Here is a 14,834-nt window from a genome sequence, read left to right as displayed (position 1 = left end):
GCCGCTTGCAATACCTTCAACAGATACTGAAAAATGAAGGAATGCACAATGCGAGAGTTGTACATCGCAACCCACGGGCACTATGCGCAGGGCATTGTCTCAGCGCTGAATCTGCTGGTCGGCGACGATCATGGCGTAACGCCGATTTGCGCCTACTGCGGCGACATCGGCTCAACGGCGGAACTGGCAGCCCGCTTTGAAGCGATCGTTCAGCAGACGATTAGCCAACAAAAGGAACTGGTGCTGTTTACCGATATGCCCGGCGGCAGCGTTAACAACACCGCCGTCCAACTGCTGGTTAAATATCCGCATATCCATGTGATCAGCGGCGCAAATTTGATCATGCTGATGGAGTTCTGCCTTTCTGAACAGACCGAAACCTTAGCGCGTATCCAGGACGCCATCACCGCCGCCAGCGGTGCGATGCAGTATGTGAACCGCCTGCCTGAAATTCTTACCGCTCGTCAGGCGGAATCAAGCGTCCCTGCTGACGATATGGACGGCTTTTTTGCCGCGGAGAGGCCATTATGACCATCGCTCTGGAAACGCTTGACCCGCGCTATTTCAAACCGCAACCGGGCCTGGATCGGCGCTGGCTGAGCGAAGCGCTGAAGGAAGTTATCACGCAGATAGACGCGATGCTGCCGCGCTTTACCACAACCTTTCCGGCAGCCAGCGCGGTTGATGGTCGCTATCCTGTCGTTGAAAAAGTCGACTGGACCGAAGGCTTCTGGACCGGAATGCTGTGGCTGGCCTGGGAGGTCACCGGTGCCGATAAGTATCGCGTCATTGCGGAAGGACTGCTCGACAGCTTTGAAGAACGCCTTGATAAGCAGATTAAGGTTGATACGCACGACCTGGGATTTCTGTACCTGCTCTCCTGCGTTAACGCCTGGAAACTGACGGGCAACCGTCGCGCGCGCGAACTTGCGCTGCGCGCCGCCGAACGGCTGTATCAGCGCTTTAACGCAACGGCTGGAGTGATTCAGGCCTGGGGCGATTTGAACGATCCCGCGCGCCAGGGACGAATGATCATCGACTGTAATCTCAACGTCCCGCTGCTGTTCTGGGCGGCAAACGAAACGGGCAATAGCGCCTGGCGTGAAGCGGCTACCCACCATCTGGCGCAGGCGGCGCGCTATCTGGTGCGCGACGATGCCTCAACGTTTCATACCTTTTATATGGATATCCACAGCGGCCAGCCGCTGCGCGGCGATACCCATCAGGGCTTCAGCGACAGCTCCTGCTGGGCGCGCGGTCAGGCCTGGGGTATTTACGGTTTCGCGCTGGGTTTTCGTCATACCGGCGACGCCTGCCAGCCGGAGCTGGCGCGTAAACTGGCCCACTATTTTCTCAACCGGCTGCCGGACGATTACATCTGCTACTGGGATCTGATTTTCACTCCGCAGGATAACGCCTGGCGCGACACTTCCGCCGCCGCTGTCGCCGCCTGTGGGCTGGCGGAGCTGTTAACCCTGCTGCCGCTCAGCGACCCGCTGCGTCCCGCCTACGCGAACGCCATCGAACTGATGATGCGCAATTTACGTGAGCGCTACTTTGCCCACACGCAGGACGGCCTGCTGCGTGAAGGCGTTTACAACTATGGCCGCAACGTGGGTATTAATGAACCTAACCTTTGGGGCGATTATTTTTATTTCGAAGCCCTGGTTCGTCTTTCCCGCGTCTGGACACCCTACTTTTGCTAACTGGAGCTACACATGATTTCTTTAATTCGTATTGACGATCGCTTAATTCATGGCCAGGTCGCCGTTGTCTGGACTAAGCACCTCGGCGTCAACCGCATCCTTGTCGCCAACGATCAAATCGTAAATAACGACGTGCAGAAAATGTCGCTGCGGATGGCGGCGCCCGACACCGCGAAATGCGCCATCATGGCGGTAAAAGATGCGGGCGATGTGCTTAACGATCCGCGTTCCGAAGCGATGAAAATTATGGTGATCGTTAACAATGCCGCCGATGCCCGGCGTCTGGTTGAACAGGTGCCCGCGATAAAAAGCCTCAACGTCGCCAACTTCGGGCGCATTACCGATAATCTGGCGGCGAAAAAACGCATCAGCGATACCGTGTACGTCACGCCGGAAGACGTAGCGGATTTTCATGCCATCGCCGCGCGCGGCGTAAAAGTTGAATACCAGGTTCTGCCCTCTCATCCGGTGAAGAATTTGATTGAGATGCTGGATAGCGCCGCCAGCTAAGCGAGGTCGTCATGTTAACGTCTGCATTATTTGTCGCACTGGTGATGTATATCGCCAAGTTCGCCGACCATACGCTCGGCCAGCCGCTAATCGAACGTCCGCTGATTTGCGGCGCGATGGTGGGCTTTGTGCTGGGGGATTTTCAGCAGGGGATTATTATCGGCGCCACGCTGGAGCTGATTTTTCTTGGCACCATCACCATTGGCGGTTCAGTACCGGCCGATCTCGCCGTCGGTTCCGTCCTGGCGACGGCCTTCACCATCCTGACCAAAGCTGAACCCGCCGTCGCAGTGGCGCTGGCGCTACCAATCAGCCTGCTGGCGGTATTCGTGTATCAGGTGCTAAAGCTGGTTTACACCGCACTGGTGGAAAAATATGACGCATTGCTGGAGGAGGGACGCGATCGCGCGGCGCTGGGCATCACGCTGGGAATGACGATGTTTTACGGCGTGCCCTTTGCGGTACTGGCGTTCTTCGGCATTCTTTTCGGCACCGACGTCATCCGCAGTCTGGTCGAAAGCATTCCGGACCCGGTGATGCGCGGAATGACGGCGGTCGGTGGTATTCTGCCCGCGTTAGGCTTCGCCATTCTGTTGAAAGCGCTGTGGAACCGTAATATCGCCGCGTTCTTCTTTATCGGCTTTGCGATGGCGGCTTATTTACAATTGCCGATTATGGGTATCGCGATTATTGCCGCTTCCGTTGCGGTCTATCTGTGCTTCAACGAGTTCAATCAACTCAAGGCGAATAAACAAGCCACTGTCGCCGCGCCTGCGTCGGTGGACGATAAGGATGGGTTCTTCAATGACTGATATCCACAACAGCGCGTCGTGCGCGTATGACGACAGCAAAAGCGAAAAAAAGATGTTTCGCCAGCTGTTCTTCCGCCAGTTCCAGCTACTAGGCTCCATGAACTTTACCCGTATGGAAGGCCTGAGCTACGGCTGGGCCATCGCCCCCATGCTGAAAAAAATCTACGCAGGCGATCCCCACCGTTATACGGAGTCGCTCAAGCGAAACAGCCAGTTTTTCAACACCAATCAGCATCTGGCGCCCTTCATTATGGGACTGACCCTGTCGATGGAAAAAGAGAACGCCGCTAACCCGAACTTTGATACTTCAAGCATCAACGGCATTAAAGTGGCGCTGATGGGGCCATTCGCGGGCGTCGGCGACTCATTCTTCTATGGGGTATTGCGCATTATCGCCACCGGTATTGCGATTGGCCTGGCCTCACAGGGCAACCCGCTGGGGCCATTGCTGTTTCTGCTAATTTATAACATTCCCAGCTATCTGCTGCGCTATTACGGCGGGGTGATGGGTTACCGTCTGGGATCGAAATACATCGCTGAAGCAACGCAGTCTGGGTTACTTGGTTGTATTACCAAAGCGTCGTCGATAATGGGCTTAATGATGGTAGGCGCTATGAGCGCTAGCATGGTGAAATTTACAACCACCTTTAAAACGACTATCGCTGGGCAACCTTTTGTGCTTCAGGAGATACTCGACAAAATTTGCGTCGGGCTGATTCCTCTGCTGCTGGTGCTTGGCTGTCTGAAGCTGCTTAATAAAAAGGTGAGTCCGAATAAAGTGTTGATTATGCTGATTGTCTTTGGATTCGCCGCCGCAGGCGTTGGGGTAATTTGATGTGATACGCGCTGTGTCTGTTAGCACAGCGCGTATCAGGCCTACGGCTGGAAACGCCTGCAGACCTGACAAGGCAGAACGCCGCCGTCCGGCAAGGCTTATTTCAGCAATTCAGCAGTCATGTGCACACGGTTACCAGTATAAGCCTGGGTAATTTTGTAGGCGCTGGCGCCAGCTTGTTCAGCCTGAGCGGCGATTTTCGCTTCCGCGCTTTCCAGCGTCGAGCCGGTTGCGGTCACGGACTGCGCGGCGAAAGTACCGAAGGACGTAGCGAGAGCGATAACTGCGACAAAAGTTTTGATGCTTTTCATGATATAAACCCTTTCACTTTGTTGTTTGAGTAAGGCACTGTGCCTTGATGTGATAAATAATAGGCCGTTACTCAGACAACTGAAAGCGGAAGGATTTGCCAATCTAATTCAAATAAACTGAATGTGTTATCCGGCAATTAACCGCTGCGGGTGCGTATAAACGGTCGCCCTGCCCGGCTTACAAAAGCCCACCAGCGTCAGGTTGCAGCGCTCGGCTACTTCCACCGCTAATGTAGTGGCGGCTGAGAGCGCAAATAAGATTTCAACGCCGCACATCGCCGATTTCTGCACCATCTCATAGCTGGCGCGACTGGATACCAGCGCCGCCCCCTGTTCCCAGGCTTTTCCTTCCCCGGCACGGCGCCCGAGCAGTTTATCCAGCGCCACATGACGTCCCACATCTTCATGACCGCCCGCCAGTTCGCCACAAGGCATAACCCAGGCTGCGGCATGGGTGCATCCGGTCAGTTTTCCGATGGGCTGAAAGTCCTTCAGATGCTGTAAAGCCGGGTCGAGACTGGCGAGATGAAACGTCTGGGTGAATGGCAGCGGCTGCACCGGTTTACCAATGTCGTTAAGCTGTTCCACGCCGCAGACGCCACAGCCAGTCCGTCCAGCCAGCGCGCGGCGACGTTCTTTCAACCCCATAAAGCGGCGGCTGGAAAGCTCAATCCGCACCTCAAGCCCGTTACAGGACGGCACGACATCCATACCAAAAATATCCCGCGGGCTGGCGATGATTCCCTCAGAAAGGGAAAAGCCAACGGCGAAATGCGTAAGATCTTTCGGCGACGCCATCATCACAACGTGCGAAATGCCGTTATAGACCAGCGCAACCGGGACTTCTTCCGCGACCTCATCCCGCTGAGGATGTTGCAAATCCTCGCGCGTCCAGAGGCTAACCTCGCGATAACCCGTGACATTTGTCACATATTCGACTTCTTCTGGATGTATCTTATTCACTTTCTTTTAACCGTATAAGAACAGACGTACCAACATTGTGGTATTCTGTCACAAACCCCACCGGGACAAGGGGAAATTGACCCAATTCTGGACCTTTGCGGTCCTCTCCGCAAAGAAAAATAACAACCACTCCCTGAGCATTCAGACTGAATGTGAATGAGAAGTGACAATGTCGAAACAAGGAGCAAACCATGCAGGTCAGCAGAAGGCAGTTCTTTAAGATCTGCGCTGGCGGTATGGCAGGCACCACGGCGGCGGCACTGGGCTTCGCGCCCGGCGTAGCGCTAGCGGAAACACGGCAATACAAACTGCTGCGCACCCGCGAAACCCGTAATACCTGCACTTACTGTTCCGTTGGCTGCGGGCTGTTAATGTACAGCCTCGGCGACGGGGCGAAAAACGCCAAAGCATCTATCTTCCATATTGAAGGCGATCCGGACCATCCGGTAAACCGCGGCGCACTCTGCCCGAAAGGGGCCGGTCTGGTGGACTTTATCCACTCCGAAAGCCGCCTGAAGTACCCGGAATACCGCGCGCCAGGCTCCGATAAATGGCAGAAGATCAGTTGGGACGAGGCGTTTGACCGCATCGCGAAGCTGATGAAAGAAGACCGCGACGCCAACTACGTTGCGCAGAACGCTGAAGGCGTGACCGTCAACCGCTGGCTGTCGACCGGCATGCTGTGTGCTTCAGCCTCCAGTAACGAAACCGGCTATTTAACGCAAAAATTCTCCCGCGCGCTGGGTATGCTCGCGGTCGACAACCAGGCGCGTGTCTGACACGGACCAACGGTAGCAAGTCTTGCTCCAACATTTGGTCGCGGTGCGATGACCAACCACTGGGTCGACATTAAGAACGCCAACCTCGTCGTGGTAATGGGCGGTAACGCCGCTGAAGCGCACCCGGTCGGGTTCCGCTGGGCGATGGAAGCGAAAATTCGCAACGGCGCGAAGCTGATTGTGATCGATCCGCGTTTTACGCGTACCGCGTCGGTGGCCGACTTCTATGCGCCGATTCGTTCCGGTACTGACATTGCTTTCCTGTCAGGCGTGATGCTGTACCTGCTGACAAACGAAAAATACAACCGCGAATACACCGAAGCTTACACCAACGCCAGCCTGATCGTGCGTGAAGACTTTGGCTTCGACGATGGCCTGTTCACCGGCTACGACGCGGAGCAACGCAAATACGACAAAACCAGCTGGAACTACGAGCTGGACGAAAACGGCTTTGCGAAACGCGACACCACCCTGCAACACCCGCGCTGCGTCTGGAACCTGCTGAAACAGCACGTTTCCCGCTATACGCCGGACGTTGTCGAAAATATCTGCGGCACACCGAAAGCCGACTTCCTGAAGGTGTGTGAGTACATCGCGGAAACCAGTGCGAAAGACAAAACCGCGTCGTTCCTGTATGCCCTCGGCTGGACGCAGCATTCCATCGGCGCGCAGAACATCCGCACCATGGCGATGATCCAGTTGCTGCTCGGCAACATGGGGATGGCGGGCGGCGGCGTTAACGCCCTGCGCGGTCACTCTAACATTCAGGGGCTGACCGACCTGGGCCTGCTGTCGCAAAGCCTGCCGGGTTACCTGACCCTGCCGAACGAGAAGCAGACCGACCTGCAAACCTACCTTACCGCCAATACGCCGAAGCCACTGCTGGAAGGCCAGGTCAACTACTGGGGCAATTATCCGAAATTCTTTGTCTCGCTGATGAAGTCCTTCTTTGGCGACAAAGCAACGGCGGAAAACAGCTGGGGCTTTGACTGGCTGCCGAAGTGGGACAAAGGGTACGACGTGCTGCAGTACTTCGAGATGATGAACGAGGGCAAGGTCAATGGCTATATCTGCCAGGGCTTTAATCCGGTGGCGTCATTCCCGAATAAAAACAAAGTGATCGCGTCCCTGTCGAAACTGAAGTTCCTGGTGACCATTGATCCGCTCAACACCGAGACCTCAACCTTCTGGCAGAACCACGGCGAGTCGAACGATGTCGATCCGTCGACAATTCAGACCGAAGTGTTCCGCTTGCCGTCCACCTGCTTTGCGGAAGAAAACGGGTCTATCGTTAACTCCGGTCGCTGGTTGCAGTGGCACTGGAAAGGTGCCGACGCACCGGGATTAGCCCGTACCGACGGTGAAATTCTGGCGGGTATTTTCTTGCGTATGCGCAAGATGTACGCCGAACAGGGCGGCGCCAACCCGGAACAGGTGCTGAACATGACCTGGAACTACACCAAACCGGATGAGCCAGATTCGGAAGAAGTGGCGCAGGAAAGTAACGGTAAAGCGCTGGCGGATATCGTTGACCCGGCAACGGGCGCGGTGATCGTCAAGAAAGGCCAGCAGCTCAGTTCGTTCGCCCAGTTACGTGACGATGGTACCACCGCCAGCGGCTGTTGGATTTTTGCCGGTAGCTGGACACCGGAAGGTAACATGATGGCGCGTCGCGATAACGCCGATCCATCAGGCCTCGGCAATACGCTGGGCTGGGCGTGGGCATGGCCGCTTAACCGTCGTATTTTGTATAACCGCGCCTCCGCTGATCCACAAGGCAACCCGTGGGATCCGAAACGTCAAATCCTGAAATGGGATGGGACGAAATGGAGCGGGATGGATATTCCGGACTACAGCGCCGCCGCACCGGGTAGCGATGTCGGACCGTTTATCATGCAGCCCGAAGGGATGGGGCGCCTGTTTGCTGTCGATAAGATGGCGGAAGGTCCGTTCCCGGAACACTATGAGCCGTTTGAAACACCGCTGGGCACCAACCCGCTGCACCCGAACGTGATCTCTAACCCTGCCGCCCGCATCTTTAAGAGCGACGCCGAAGCGCTGGGTAAAGCCGATAAGTTCCCGTATGTCGGCACCACTTACCGTCTGACCGAGCACTTCCACTACTGGACTAAGCACGCGTTGCTTAACGCTATCGCCCAGCCGGAACAGTTTGTGGAAATTGGCGAGAAGCTGGCGAACAAGCTGGGCATTGCCCACGGCGATACGGTGAAAGTCTCCTCTAACCGCGGTTACATTAAGGCTAAGGCGGTAGTGACCAAGCGTATCCGCACGTTGAAAGCTGACGGCAAGGATATCGATACCATCGGTATTCCGATTCACTGGGGCTACGAGGGTGTGGCGAAAAAAGGGTTTATCGCCAATACGTTAACGCCATTCGTTGGTGATGCGAACACGCAGACGCCGGAGTTTAAGTCCTTCCTGGTGAATGTGGAAAAGGTATAACGGAGACGACTTATGGCTTATCAAACGCAAGACATCATTCGTCGTTCCGCGACTAACGGTTTCACCCCCGCGCCCCAGGCGCGGGATCACCAGCAAGAAGTGGCGAAGCTTATCGACGTAACCACCTGTATCGGCTGTAAAGCCTGCCAGGTGGCCTGTTCGGAGTGGAATGACATTCGTGATGAAATCGGCAGCAACGTCGGGGTTTACGATAACCCGACGGATTTGACCGCCAAATCATGGACGGTGATGCGCTTCTCGGAAGTGGAACAGAACGACAAACTGGAATGGCTGATCCGCAAGGACGGCTGCATGCACTGTGCCGATCCGGGCTGCCTGAAGGCGTGCCCGGCGGAAGGGGCGATCATTCAGTATGCTAACGGCATTGTCGACTTCCAGTCTGAACAGTGCATCGGATGCGGCTACTGCATCGCCGGATGCCCGTTCGACGTGCCACGTCTGAATCCGGAAGACAACCGCGTGTATAAATGTACGCTGTGCGTCGACCGCGTCAACGTCGGCCAGGAACCAGCCTGCGTGAAAACCTGCCCAACCGGCGCTATCCACTTTGGCTCAAAAGAGGATATGAAAACGCTGGCGGGCGAGCGCGTCGCCGAGCTGAAAACTCGCGGTTACGACAACGCAGGCCTGTACGATCCGGCAGGCGTCGGCGGTACGCACGTGATGTACGTGCTACACCATGCCGACAAGCCGAATCTGTACCACGGCCTGCCGGAAAACCCGGAAATCAGCGCCACCGTGAAGTTCTGGAAAGGGATCTGGAAACCTCTTGCAGCGGTCGGCTTTGCAGCGACCTTTGCGGCCAGCGTCTTCCACTACGTCGGGGTCGGTCCGAACCGTGCGGAGGAAGAAGATGACAACCTGCATGAAGAGAAAGACGAGGTGCGCAAATGAAACGTCGTGACACCATCGTGCGCTACACCGCGCCGGAACGCATCAACCACTGGGTCACCGCCTTCTGCTTCGTGCTGGCGGCGGTGAGTGGACTGGGCTTTTTCTTCCCGTCCTTCAACTGGCTGATGCAGATTCTCGGCACGCCGCAGCTGGCGCGCATTCTGCACCCGTTCGTGGGCGTGATCATGTTCGCCTCGTTCATCATCATGTTCTTCCGTTACTGGCATCACAACCTGATCAATCGGGACGATATTTTCTGGGCGAAGAACATCCGCAAGATTATCGTCAACGACGAGGTTGGCGACACCGGACGGTATAACTTCGGCCAGAAATGCGTGTTCTGGGCGGCGATTATCTTCCTGGTGCTGCTGCTGGTGAGCGGCGTGATCATCTGGCGTCCGTACTTTGCCCCGGCGTTTTCCATTCCGGTGATCCGCTTTGCGCTGATGTTGCACTCCTTTGCCGCCGTCGCGCTGATCGTGGTGATTATGGTGCATATTTACGCTGCGCTGTGGGTGAAAGGCACGATTACGGCTATGGTTGAAGGCTGGGTTACCCGCTCGTGGGCGAAGAAACATCACCCACGCTGGTACCGCGAAGTGCGTGAAAAGCAGGACAAATCATCGTCCTGACCCGCTGATTATCCATCCCAATGACTCTGGCGCCGGGAACATTGTTTCCGGCGCTATTTCGTGTCAGGCTCCGCCAGCTAATCCGAACGGTGAATAGTCTGCTCCGTTAAGATCGGGTATCGTACCGCACACATTGCGATGTCACCGGTATATCCCGCAGACCGATTGCGGTTATCATTACTGATATTCACCAGAGCGGGCGCGTGGCAGGCGCCAAATCAAGAGCGGATGACAGACCACCGATCCGCCTAACCAGGAAGCACTCAATGAGCATTCGTATCATCCCGCAAGATGAGCTGGAAAAAAGCGAGAAGCGCGCGACGGATATGATCCCACCGTTATTATTTCCCCGGCTCAAAAATTTATATAACCGTCGCGCCGAACGCCTGCGCGAACTGGCAGAGAACAACCCGCTGGGCGATTACCTGCGCTTTGCTGCGCTGATCGCCCACGCGCAGGAAGTGGTGCTGTACGATCACCCGCTTCAGATAGACCTGACCGCACGCATTAAAGACGCGAACGAACAGGGCAAACCACCGCTGGATATTCACGTTCTGCCGCGCGATAAACACTGGCAAACGCTGCTGCATTCGCTGATTGCGGAGCTGAAGCCCGAAATGAGCGGCCCGGCGCTGGCGGTGATCGAAAACCTGGAAAAAGCCTCCGAACAAGAGCTGGAACAGATGGCGAGCGCGCTGTTCGCTGCGGATTTTGCCTCTGTAAGCAGCGACAAAGCGCCGTTTATCTGGGCTGCGTTGTCGCTTTACTGGGCACAGATGGCTAACCTGATCCCGGGCAAAGCCCGCGCCGAATACGGCGAACAGCGCCAGTATTGCCCGGTGTGCGGCTCAATGCCGGTCTCCAGCATTGTGCAAATTGGCACCACGCAGGGGCTGCGCTATCTGCACTGCAACCTGTGTGAAACCGAATGGCACGTGGTGCGCGTGAAATGCAGCAACTGCGAGCAGAGCCGCGATTTGCACTACTGGTCGTTGGAAAATGAGCAGGCGGCAATCAAAGCCGAAAGCTGCGGCGACTGCGGAACCTACCTGAAGATTCTCTATCAGGAAAAAGACCCGAAAGTCGAAGCGGTGGCTGACGATCTTGCCTCGTTGATTCTGGACGCCAAAATGGAGCAGGAGGGCTTTGCCCGTAGTTCTATCAACCCGTTCCTGTTCCCGGGTGAAGGGGAGTAATCTCCTGTGAAAGTGCCGGGCGGCGCGAGCTTGCCCGGCCTACAGACGGTAAGGCGTAAGGACCTCGTCAATACCTGCAAAATCTTTTGTATTTCGAGAAATCAACGGACATTTTCTGCTCTGGGCTGTGGCCAGAATGATGGCATCAGGCAGTTTCATTCCATGCTTTTCACGCAGTAACACGCTTCTTTCCGCGATATCACGAGACACATCAATAATTTCAAAAGCGCCCATCACGGCTGCCGTTTTCGCTTCATGACCATGCCTGCGAGCGCCTACCATCACTTCCATCCAGGTAATTAAGCTGATAGCACGATGTGACGCGGTACGATCGATCGTATCCGCCGCTTCAACACGATTGTTAAAGAGATCGATGAGAATATTGGTATCAAACACTGCCATGTGTTCCATGATTACCACTCCTCGCGCAGCTTACGCTCATACTCAAGCCCATCCTCTTTGCGGTCTCCCCACAGGCCAAGCGCATCGCGGATAATCGAAGAACTCTGTTGGTCGAGGTACATTTCTATAGCTTCCCGCAACAGTTCAGCGCGCGGCTGATTTCTCAGCTGCTTGAGGTTATCCAACCGTTGAATCACGTCATCAGACAAATCGATAAGTATTCTGCCCATATCCAGTCCCGCCAAAACGCTCATATATCACCTTAGTATATCATCTGCGGTTGATTTTCAGGCAAAATACGCTTAACGAAGACAGGGTTAAAGAATATTTTGAAAATGGCGAGCGCTTTTGCGAGTCGTCTTCCAGAAGCTGGACACTACTCCTCCTCGTTCCCACCTTCTTCATAGGGACCGAAGGGCTTTGCGGGCAGGACGATATAAATGCCTTCAAATATCGCGCCGGTTGTTTCATCGCCCAACAGTTCGACCTGCAGCTGGACGCGCGCTTTTTTACCTCGCGCCAGTCGGTCAAGATCGCCGCTCAGTGAGCCGAGATCGGCTACCGCGCTGGGTCTGCCGCTGATGGGCTTGCTGTAGCGAATATGGGCGTCGGCAAGAATAATGGTGCCGCCGAGGTGGCGCTCACGCAGCATTAGCCAGATAAGTCCCCAACCGGTGAGCGTCGCCAGCGAAAACAGACTTCCGGCGAACAGCGTGTGGTGCGGATTTTGATTGCCCGTCTCCGGCATGGTGGTAATGAATTTTTGCCCGGTGTACTGCTGAATACGTACGCCCATTTTCTCGCTTAGCGGGATATGTTCATACCAGGCCTGCTGTAGCTGTCCGCACCAGTCGCCGCGATGCAATATGTCGTCGAGCGAAGCGACAGGCTTAATCATCAAAAAATGGCGTACCGGCGTGGTTTGCGGCGTGGTAATTTCGCCCTGATTCACAAAGCCCAGCTTGGCGAAGAAGTCGACCGCGTCCTCTCGAGCGCTACAGGTCACTCGCTTAACGCCCTCCTGACGCGCCACCGACTCCAGCGTCATTGCCATCAGCGTCCCCAGTCCTTTTTCCTGTACTGCGGGATCAACGGCCATAAAGCGGATAGAGGCTTCGTTATCGGCATTAATGTACAACCGTCCCACGGCAACCAGGTTACCGTCTTCATCCACGACCATCTGGTGATGCGCCATCGCGTCCCAGGCGTCACGTTCGGAACCTTTTGGCTGATGCAGCGGTTTACGCAGCATTTCCCAGCGAAACTGATAGTAACGCTCTAATTCTTCTTCTGTTTGCGGTACACGAAGGTGATACATAGCTGTACTCTCTCTTGTTACCCGCGGCCACGCCGGAAGCTGATTCATACCTGAAGCCAGAACGTCACGGGACCATCGTTGACCAGCGCAACCTGCATATCCGCAGCGAAGCGTCCGGTTTGCGTGTTCATTTCCTGCTGGCGGCAGCGCCCGACGAAATAATCGTACAGCGCCTCAGCACGTTCCGGCGTTGCCCCTTTGGAGAACCCGGGACGCATGCCGCGTTCCGTATCGGCCGCCAGCGTAAACTGCGATACCACCAGCACGCTTCCGCCCGCCTGCTGCACGTTTAAGTTCATCTTGCCGTCAGCATCGCTAAAAATACGGTAGCCCAGTACGCGCTCGCATAAGCGATTCGCTTTCTGCTCGTCGTCATCCTTTTCGACACCTAATAAGATTAAAAGTCCGTTGCCAATTTCACCCGTCACCTCTCCCTCCACGGTGACGCTGGCACGGGTTACGCGCTGAATGAGTGCAATCATGGTTGGTCTGCTTCTTCTTGTTCTGCGGCTTGTTTGAGTTTGCGGTATTCCCCGAGAGTGACAGTTATTTCCGCGCCAAGCAAGACGATACACCAGGTCCAGTATACCCAGACAAATAAAATCGGGATCACCGCCAGCACGCCATAAATGAGCTGATAAGACGGAAACATGGTGATATAAAGCGCGAAACCTTTCTTTCCTGCTTCGAACAGCACCGCAGCGACAAATGCGCCGACAACGGCATCACGATTGGGTACGCGCGTAGTCGGCACAATACTGTAAAGCAACCAGAAAGAGAGCCAGGAAAGGATCAGCGGGAAAATGCGCAGGACATCATCAATCACCGAATTGAGATCGCTTGCCCAGCGCAATGAAAGTAAATATGAGCTGATGGCAAGACTCGCCCCGGCCAGTAGCGGCCCGAGCGTCAGGATCATCCAGTACACGGCAAAAGAATAGACCTTTGGCCGCGTACGCTTGCTGCGCCAGATGGTATTGAGGGCGCTGTCGATGGCGTACATCAGCAGCAGTGCGGTAACGATCAGCCCACACGCCCCGACGGCGGTCATTTTGTTGGAATTCGCCACAAACTGTTCGATATAGCGCTGAATCACATCGCCTGTGGCGGGGATAAAGTTGGCAAAAACAAAGTGCCGGAGCTGAACGCTGACTTCGGAAAACATGGGAAAGGCGGCAAACAGCGCAAAAACAACCGCGATCAACGGCACTAAAGAGAGCAACGAGACGTAGGCGAGATTTCCTGCCAGCGTCGTCATATTGTCTTCATCAATGCGCCGCCAGAGCAGCTTTAGCCAGGCTCGGATCGGGCGCGTATGGTGCCTGGCTTTTTGATGCGCGGTTTTTAGCATAACAGCGTCGCGAAATAATCAGGAATGGTGGATTTATCGGTCACCAGAATGCTGGTCATCCCAACCTGGTTAGCCCCTTCTATATTATCGGCGTTATCGTCAAAAAAGACCGCATCGCTCGCGGAAAATCCTTCCTGCTGGAGAACGTGCTGATAGATACGCGTTTCCGGCTTGCGCATACCGAGATCCTGAGAAAGATAGATATGATCCGCCGCCTGGCGAATCTCAGGGTACTCTTCCGGCCAGAACGTGGTATGCAGACGGTTAGTGTTCGACAGAACAACCACGCGATGTCCCTGCTCACGCAGTTTATGCATGATGTCGATCACCTCAGGCCGCAGCGCGACAAACACCGCTTGCCAGCCGTGAGAAAATTGCTCATAGCTCAGCGACAGTTCCATCTCCTGACACAGCGCTTCGGCAAACGCTTCGTCAGTGATTTCTCCGCGCTCATGCTGGTGGAAGACGTCTCCCATCGTAAAACTTTGCTTTAATGACGCCAGCGGTACACGGCTCAAATCACTCCATGCCCCTAACACGCGGTTGAAGTCGATATCGACAATCACATTACCTAAATCAAAGATATAGAGCATGTTCATCTCCTTACTCGCCGTGGATGAATAACTGTAGCGGGAAAGGCG

17 protein-coding genes are annotated in these 14,834 nt (G+C 55.3%); 9 read left to right on the top strand and 8 right to left on the bottom strand.

Annotated elements, in window-relative coordinates:
- Positions 1-48: 48 nt before the first annotated feature.
- Genes CSE01S_RS20390 through CSE01S_RS20370 form a run of 5 tightly spaced genes read left to right on the top strand, consistent with a single transcriptional unit; the run spans position 49 to position 3,863 of the window.
- Positions 49-531 carry a PTS sugar transporter subunit IIA gene (locus tag CSE01S_RS20390; RefSeq protein ID WP_042292499.1) on the top strand — a complete coding sequence of 161 codons (483 nt, stop codon included), beginning with the start codon at positions 49-51 and terminating at the stop codon, positions 529-531.
- Positions 528-1,706, top strand: a complete 1,179-nt coding sequence (locus CSE01S_RS20385) for a glycoside hydrolase family 88 protein (RefSeq protein WP_042292494.1) — start codon at positions 528-530, stop codon at positions 1,704-1,706. Before CSE01S_RS20390 ends, CSE01S_RS20385 begins: the two co-directional genes overlap by 4 nt.
- A gap of 12 nt (positions 1,707-1,718) precedes the next feature.
- The gene (locus CSE01S_RS20380; protein ID WP_042292491.1) at positions 1,719-2,216 is read left to right on the top strand and encodes a PTS sugar transporter subunit IIB; all 498 of its coding nucleotides are present in this window, start codon (positions 1,719-1,721) and stop codon (positions 2,214-2,216) included.
- A gap of 11 nt (positions 2,217-2,227) precedes the next feature.
- Entirely contained in the window at positions 2,228-3,028 is an 801-nt protein-coding gene (locus CSE01S_RS20375) for a PTS mannose/fructose/sorbose/N-acetylgalactosamine transporter subunit IIC (RefSeq protein WP_042292489.1), read from the top strand.
- A complete protein-coding gene (locus tag CSE01S_RS20370) occupies positions 3,021-3,863 on the top strand; it encodes a PTS system mannose/fructose/sorbose family transporter subunit IID (protein ID WP_042292487.1) in 843 nt (280 codons plus the stop codon). Before CSE01S_RS20375 ends, CSE01S_RS20370 begins: the two co-directional genes overlap by 8 nt.
- 98 nt (positions 3,864-3,961) lie before the next feature.
- Here the strand turns inward: CSE01S_RS20370 and CSE01S_RS20365 are convergent, their stop codons facing one another.
- Together CSE01S_RS20365 and fdhD are read right to left on the bottom strand one after the other, a co-directional pair.
- Positions 3,962-4,174, bottom strand: coding sequence for a YdgH/BhsA/McbA family protein (locus CSE01S_RS20365; RefSeq protein WP_042292481.1), 213 nt, complete (start codon positions 4,172-4,174; stop codon positions 3,962-3,964).
- Positions 4,175-4,300: 126 nt separating this feature from the next.
- A complete protein-coding gene (gene fdhD, locus CSE01S_RS20360; protein WP_042292478.1) occupies positions 4,301-5,137 on the bottom strand; it encodes a formate dehydrogenase accessory sulfurtransferase FdhD in 837 nt (278 codons plus the stop codon).
- A 191-nt stretch (positions 5,138-5,328) separates the two neighbouring features.
- Here fdhD and fdnG point away from each other — a divergent pair, with 191 nt between their 5' ends.
- The 4 genes from fdnG (at position 5,329) to fdhE (ending at position 11,122) form a co-directional block, all read left to right on the top strand.
- A complete protein-coding gene (gene fdnG / locus CSE01S_RS20350; protein WP_084589048.1) occupies positions 5,329-8,379 on the top strand; it encodes a formate dehydrogenase-N subunit alpha in 3,051 nt (1,016 codons plus the stop codon).
- A gap of 12 nt (positions 8,380-8,391) precedes the next feature.
- Positions 8,392-9,294 (top strand): formate dehydrogenase subunit beta, encoded by a 903-nt coding sequence (fdxH, locus tag CSE01S_RS20345; RefSeq protein ID WP_042292469.1) that lies wholly within the window; start codon positions 8,392-8,394, stop codon positions 9,292-9,294.
- Positions 9,291-9,926: a formate dehydrogenase cytochrome b556 subunit gene (gene fdoI / locus CSE01S_RS20340; protein ID WP_042292467.1), complete on the top strand. Its 636-nt coding sequence runs from the start codon at positions 9,291-9,293 to the stop codon at positions 9,924-9,926. Before fdxH ends, fdoI begins: the two co-directional genes overlap by 4 nt.
- A gap of 266 nt (positions 9,927-10,192) precedes the next feature.
- On the top strand, positions 10,193-11,122 hold the full coding sequence (gene fdhE, locus CSE01S_RS20335) for a formate dehydrogenase accessory protein FdhE (RefSeq protein WP_042292465.1): 930 nt from the start codon (positions 10,193-10,195) through the stop codon (positions 11,120-11,122).
- Between the two features lie 39 nt (positions 11,123-11,161).
- Here the strand turns inward: fdhE and CSE01S_RS20330 are convergent, their stop codons facing one another.
- From CSE01S_RS20330 to yihX, 6 genes are all read right to left on the bottom strand, one after another.
- Entirely contained in the window at positions 11,162-11,533 is a 372-nt protein-coding gene (locus CSE01S_RS20330) for a type II toxin-antitoxin system VapC family toxin (RefSeq protein ID WP_084589047.1), read from the bottom strand.
- Positions 11,534-11,535: 2 nt separating this feature from the next.
- Positions 11,536-11,778 (bottom strand): ribbon-helix-helix domain-containing protein, encoded by a 243-nt coding sequence (locus CSE01S_RS20325; protein ID WP_042292462.1) that lies wholly within the window; start codon positions 11,776-11,778, stop codon positions 11,536-11,538.
- Positions 11,779-11,900: 122 nt separating this feature from the next.
- Complete coding sequence (gene fabY / locus CSE01S_RS20320; protein WP_042292459.1) at positions 11,901-12,842, bottom strand: fatty acid biosynthesis protein FabY; 942 nt, start codon at positions 12,840-12,842, stop codon at positions 11,901-11,903.
- A 44-nt stretch (positions 12,843-12,886) separates the two neighbouring features.
- A complete protein-coding gene (gene dtd, locus CSE01S_RS20315) occupies positions 12,887-13,324 on the bottom strand; it encodes a D-aminoacyl-tRNA deacylase (RefSeq protein ID WP_042292457.1) in 438 nt (145 codons plus the stop codon).
- Complete coding sequence (locus tag CSE01S_RS20310) at positions 13,321-14,193, bottom strand: virulence factor BrkB family protein (protein ID WP_042292454.1); 873 nt, start codon at positions 14,191-14,193, stop codon at positions 13,321-13,323. Before CSE01S_RS20310 ends, dtd begins: the two co-directional genes overlap by 4 nt.
- Positions 14,187-14,786 (bottom strand): glucose-1-phosphatase, encoded by a 600-nt coding sequence (gene yihX, locus CSE01S_RS20305; RefSeq protein WP_042292451.1) that lies wholly within the window; start codon positions 14,784-14,786, stop codon positions 14,187-14,189. Before yihX ends, CSE01S_RS20310 begins: the two co-directional genes overlap by 7 nt.
- Positions 14,787-14,834 lie beyond the last annotated feature (48 nt).

The sequence above is a fragment of the Citrobacter sedlakii NBRC 105722 genome (assembly GCF_000759835.1).
Classification (GTDB): Bacteria; Pseudomonadota; Gammaproteobacteria; order Enterobacterales; family Enterobacteriaceae; genus Citrobacter_A; species Citrobacter_A sedlakii.
Note: the sequence above shows the minus strand (reverse complement) of the source record. Positions and strands in the feature narration are given on the sequence as shown.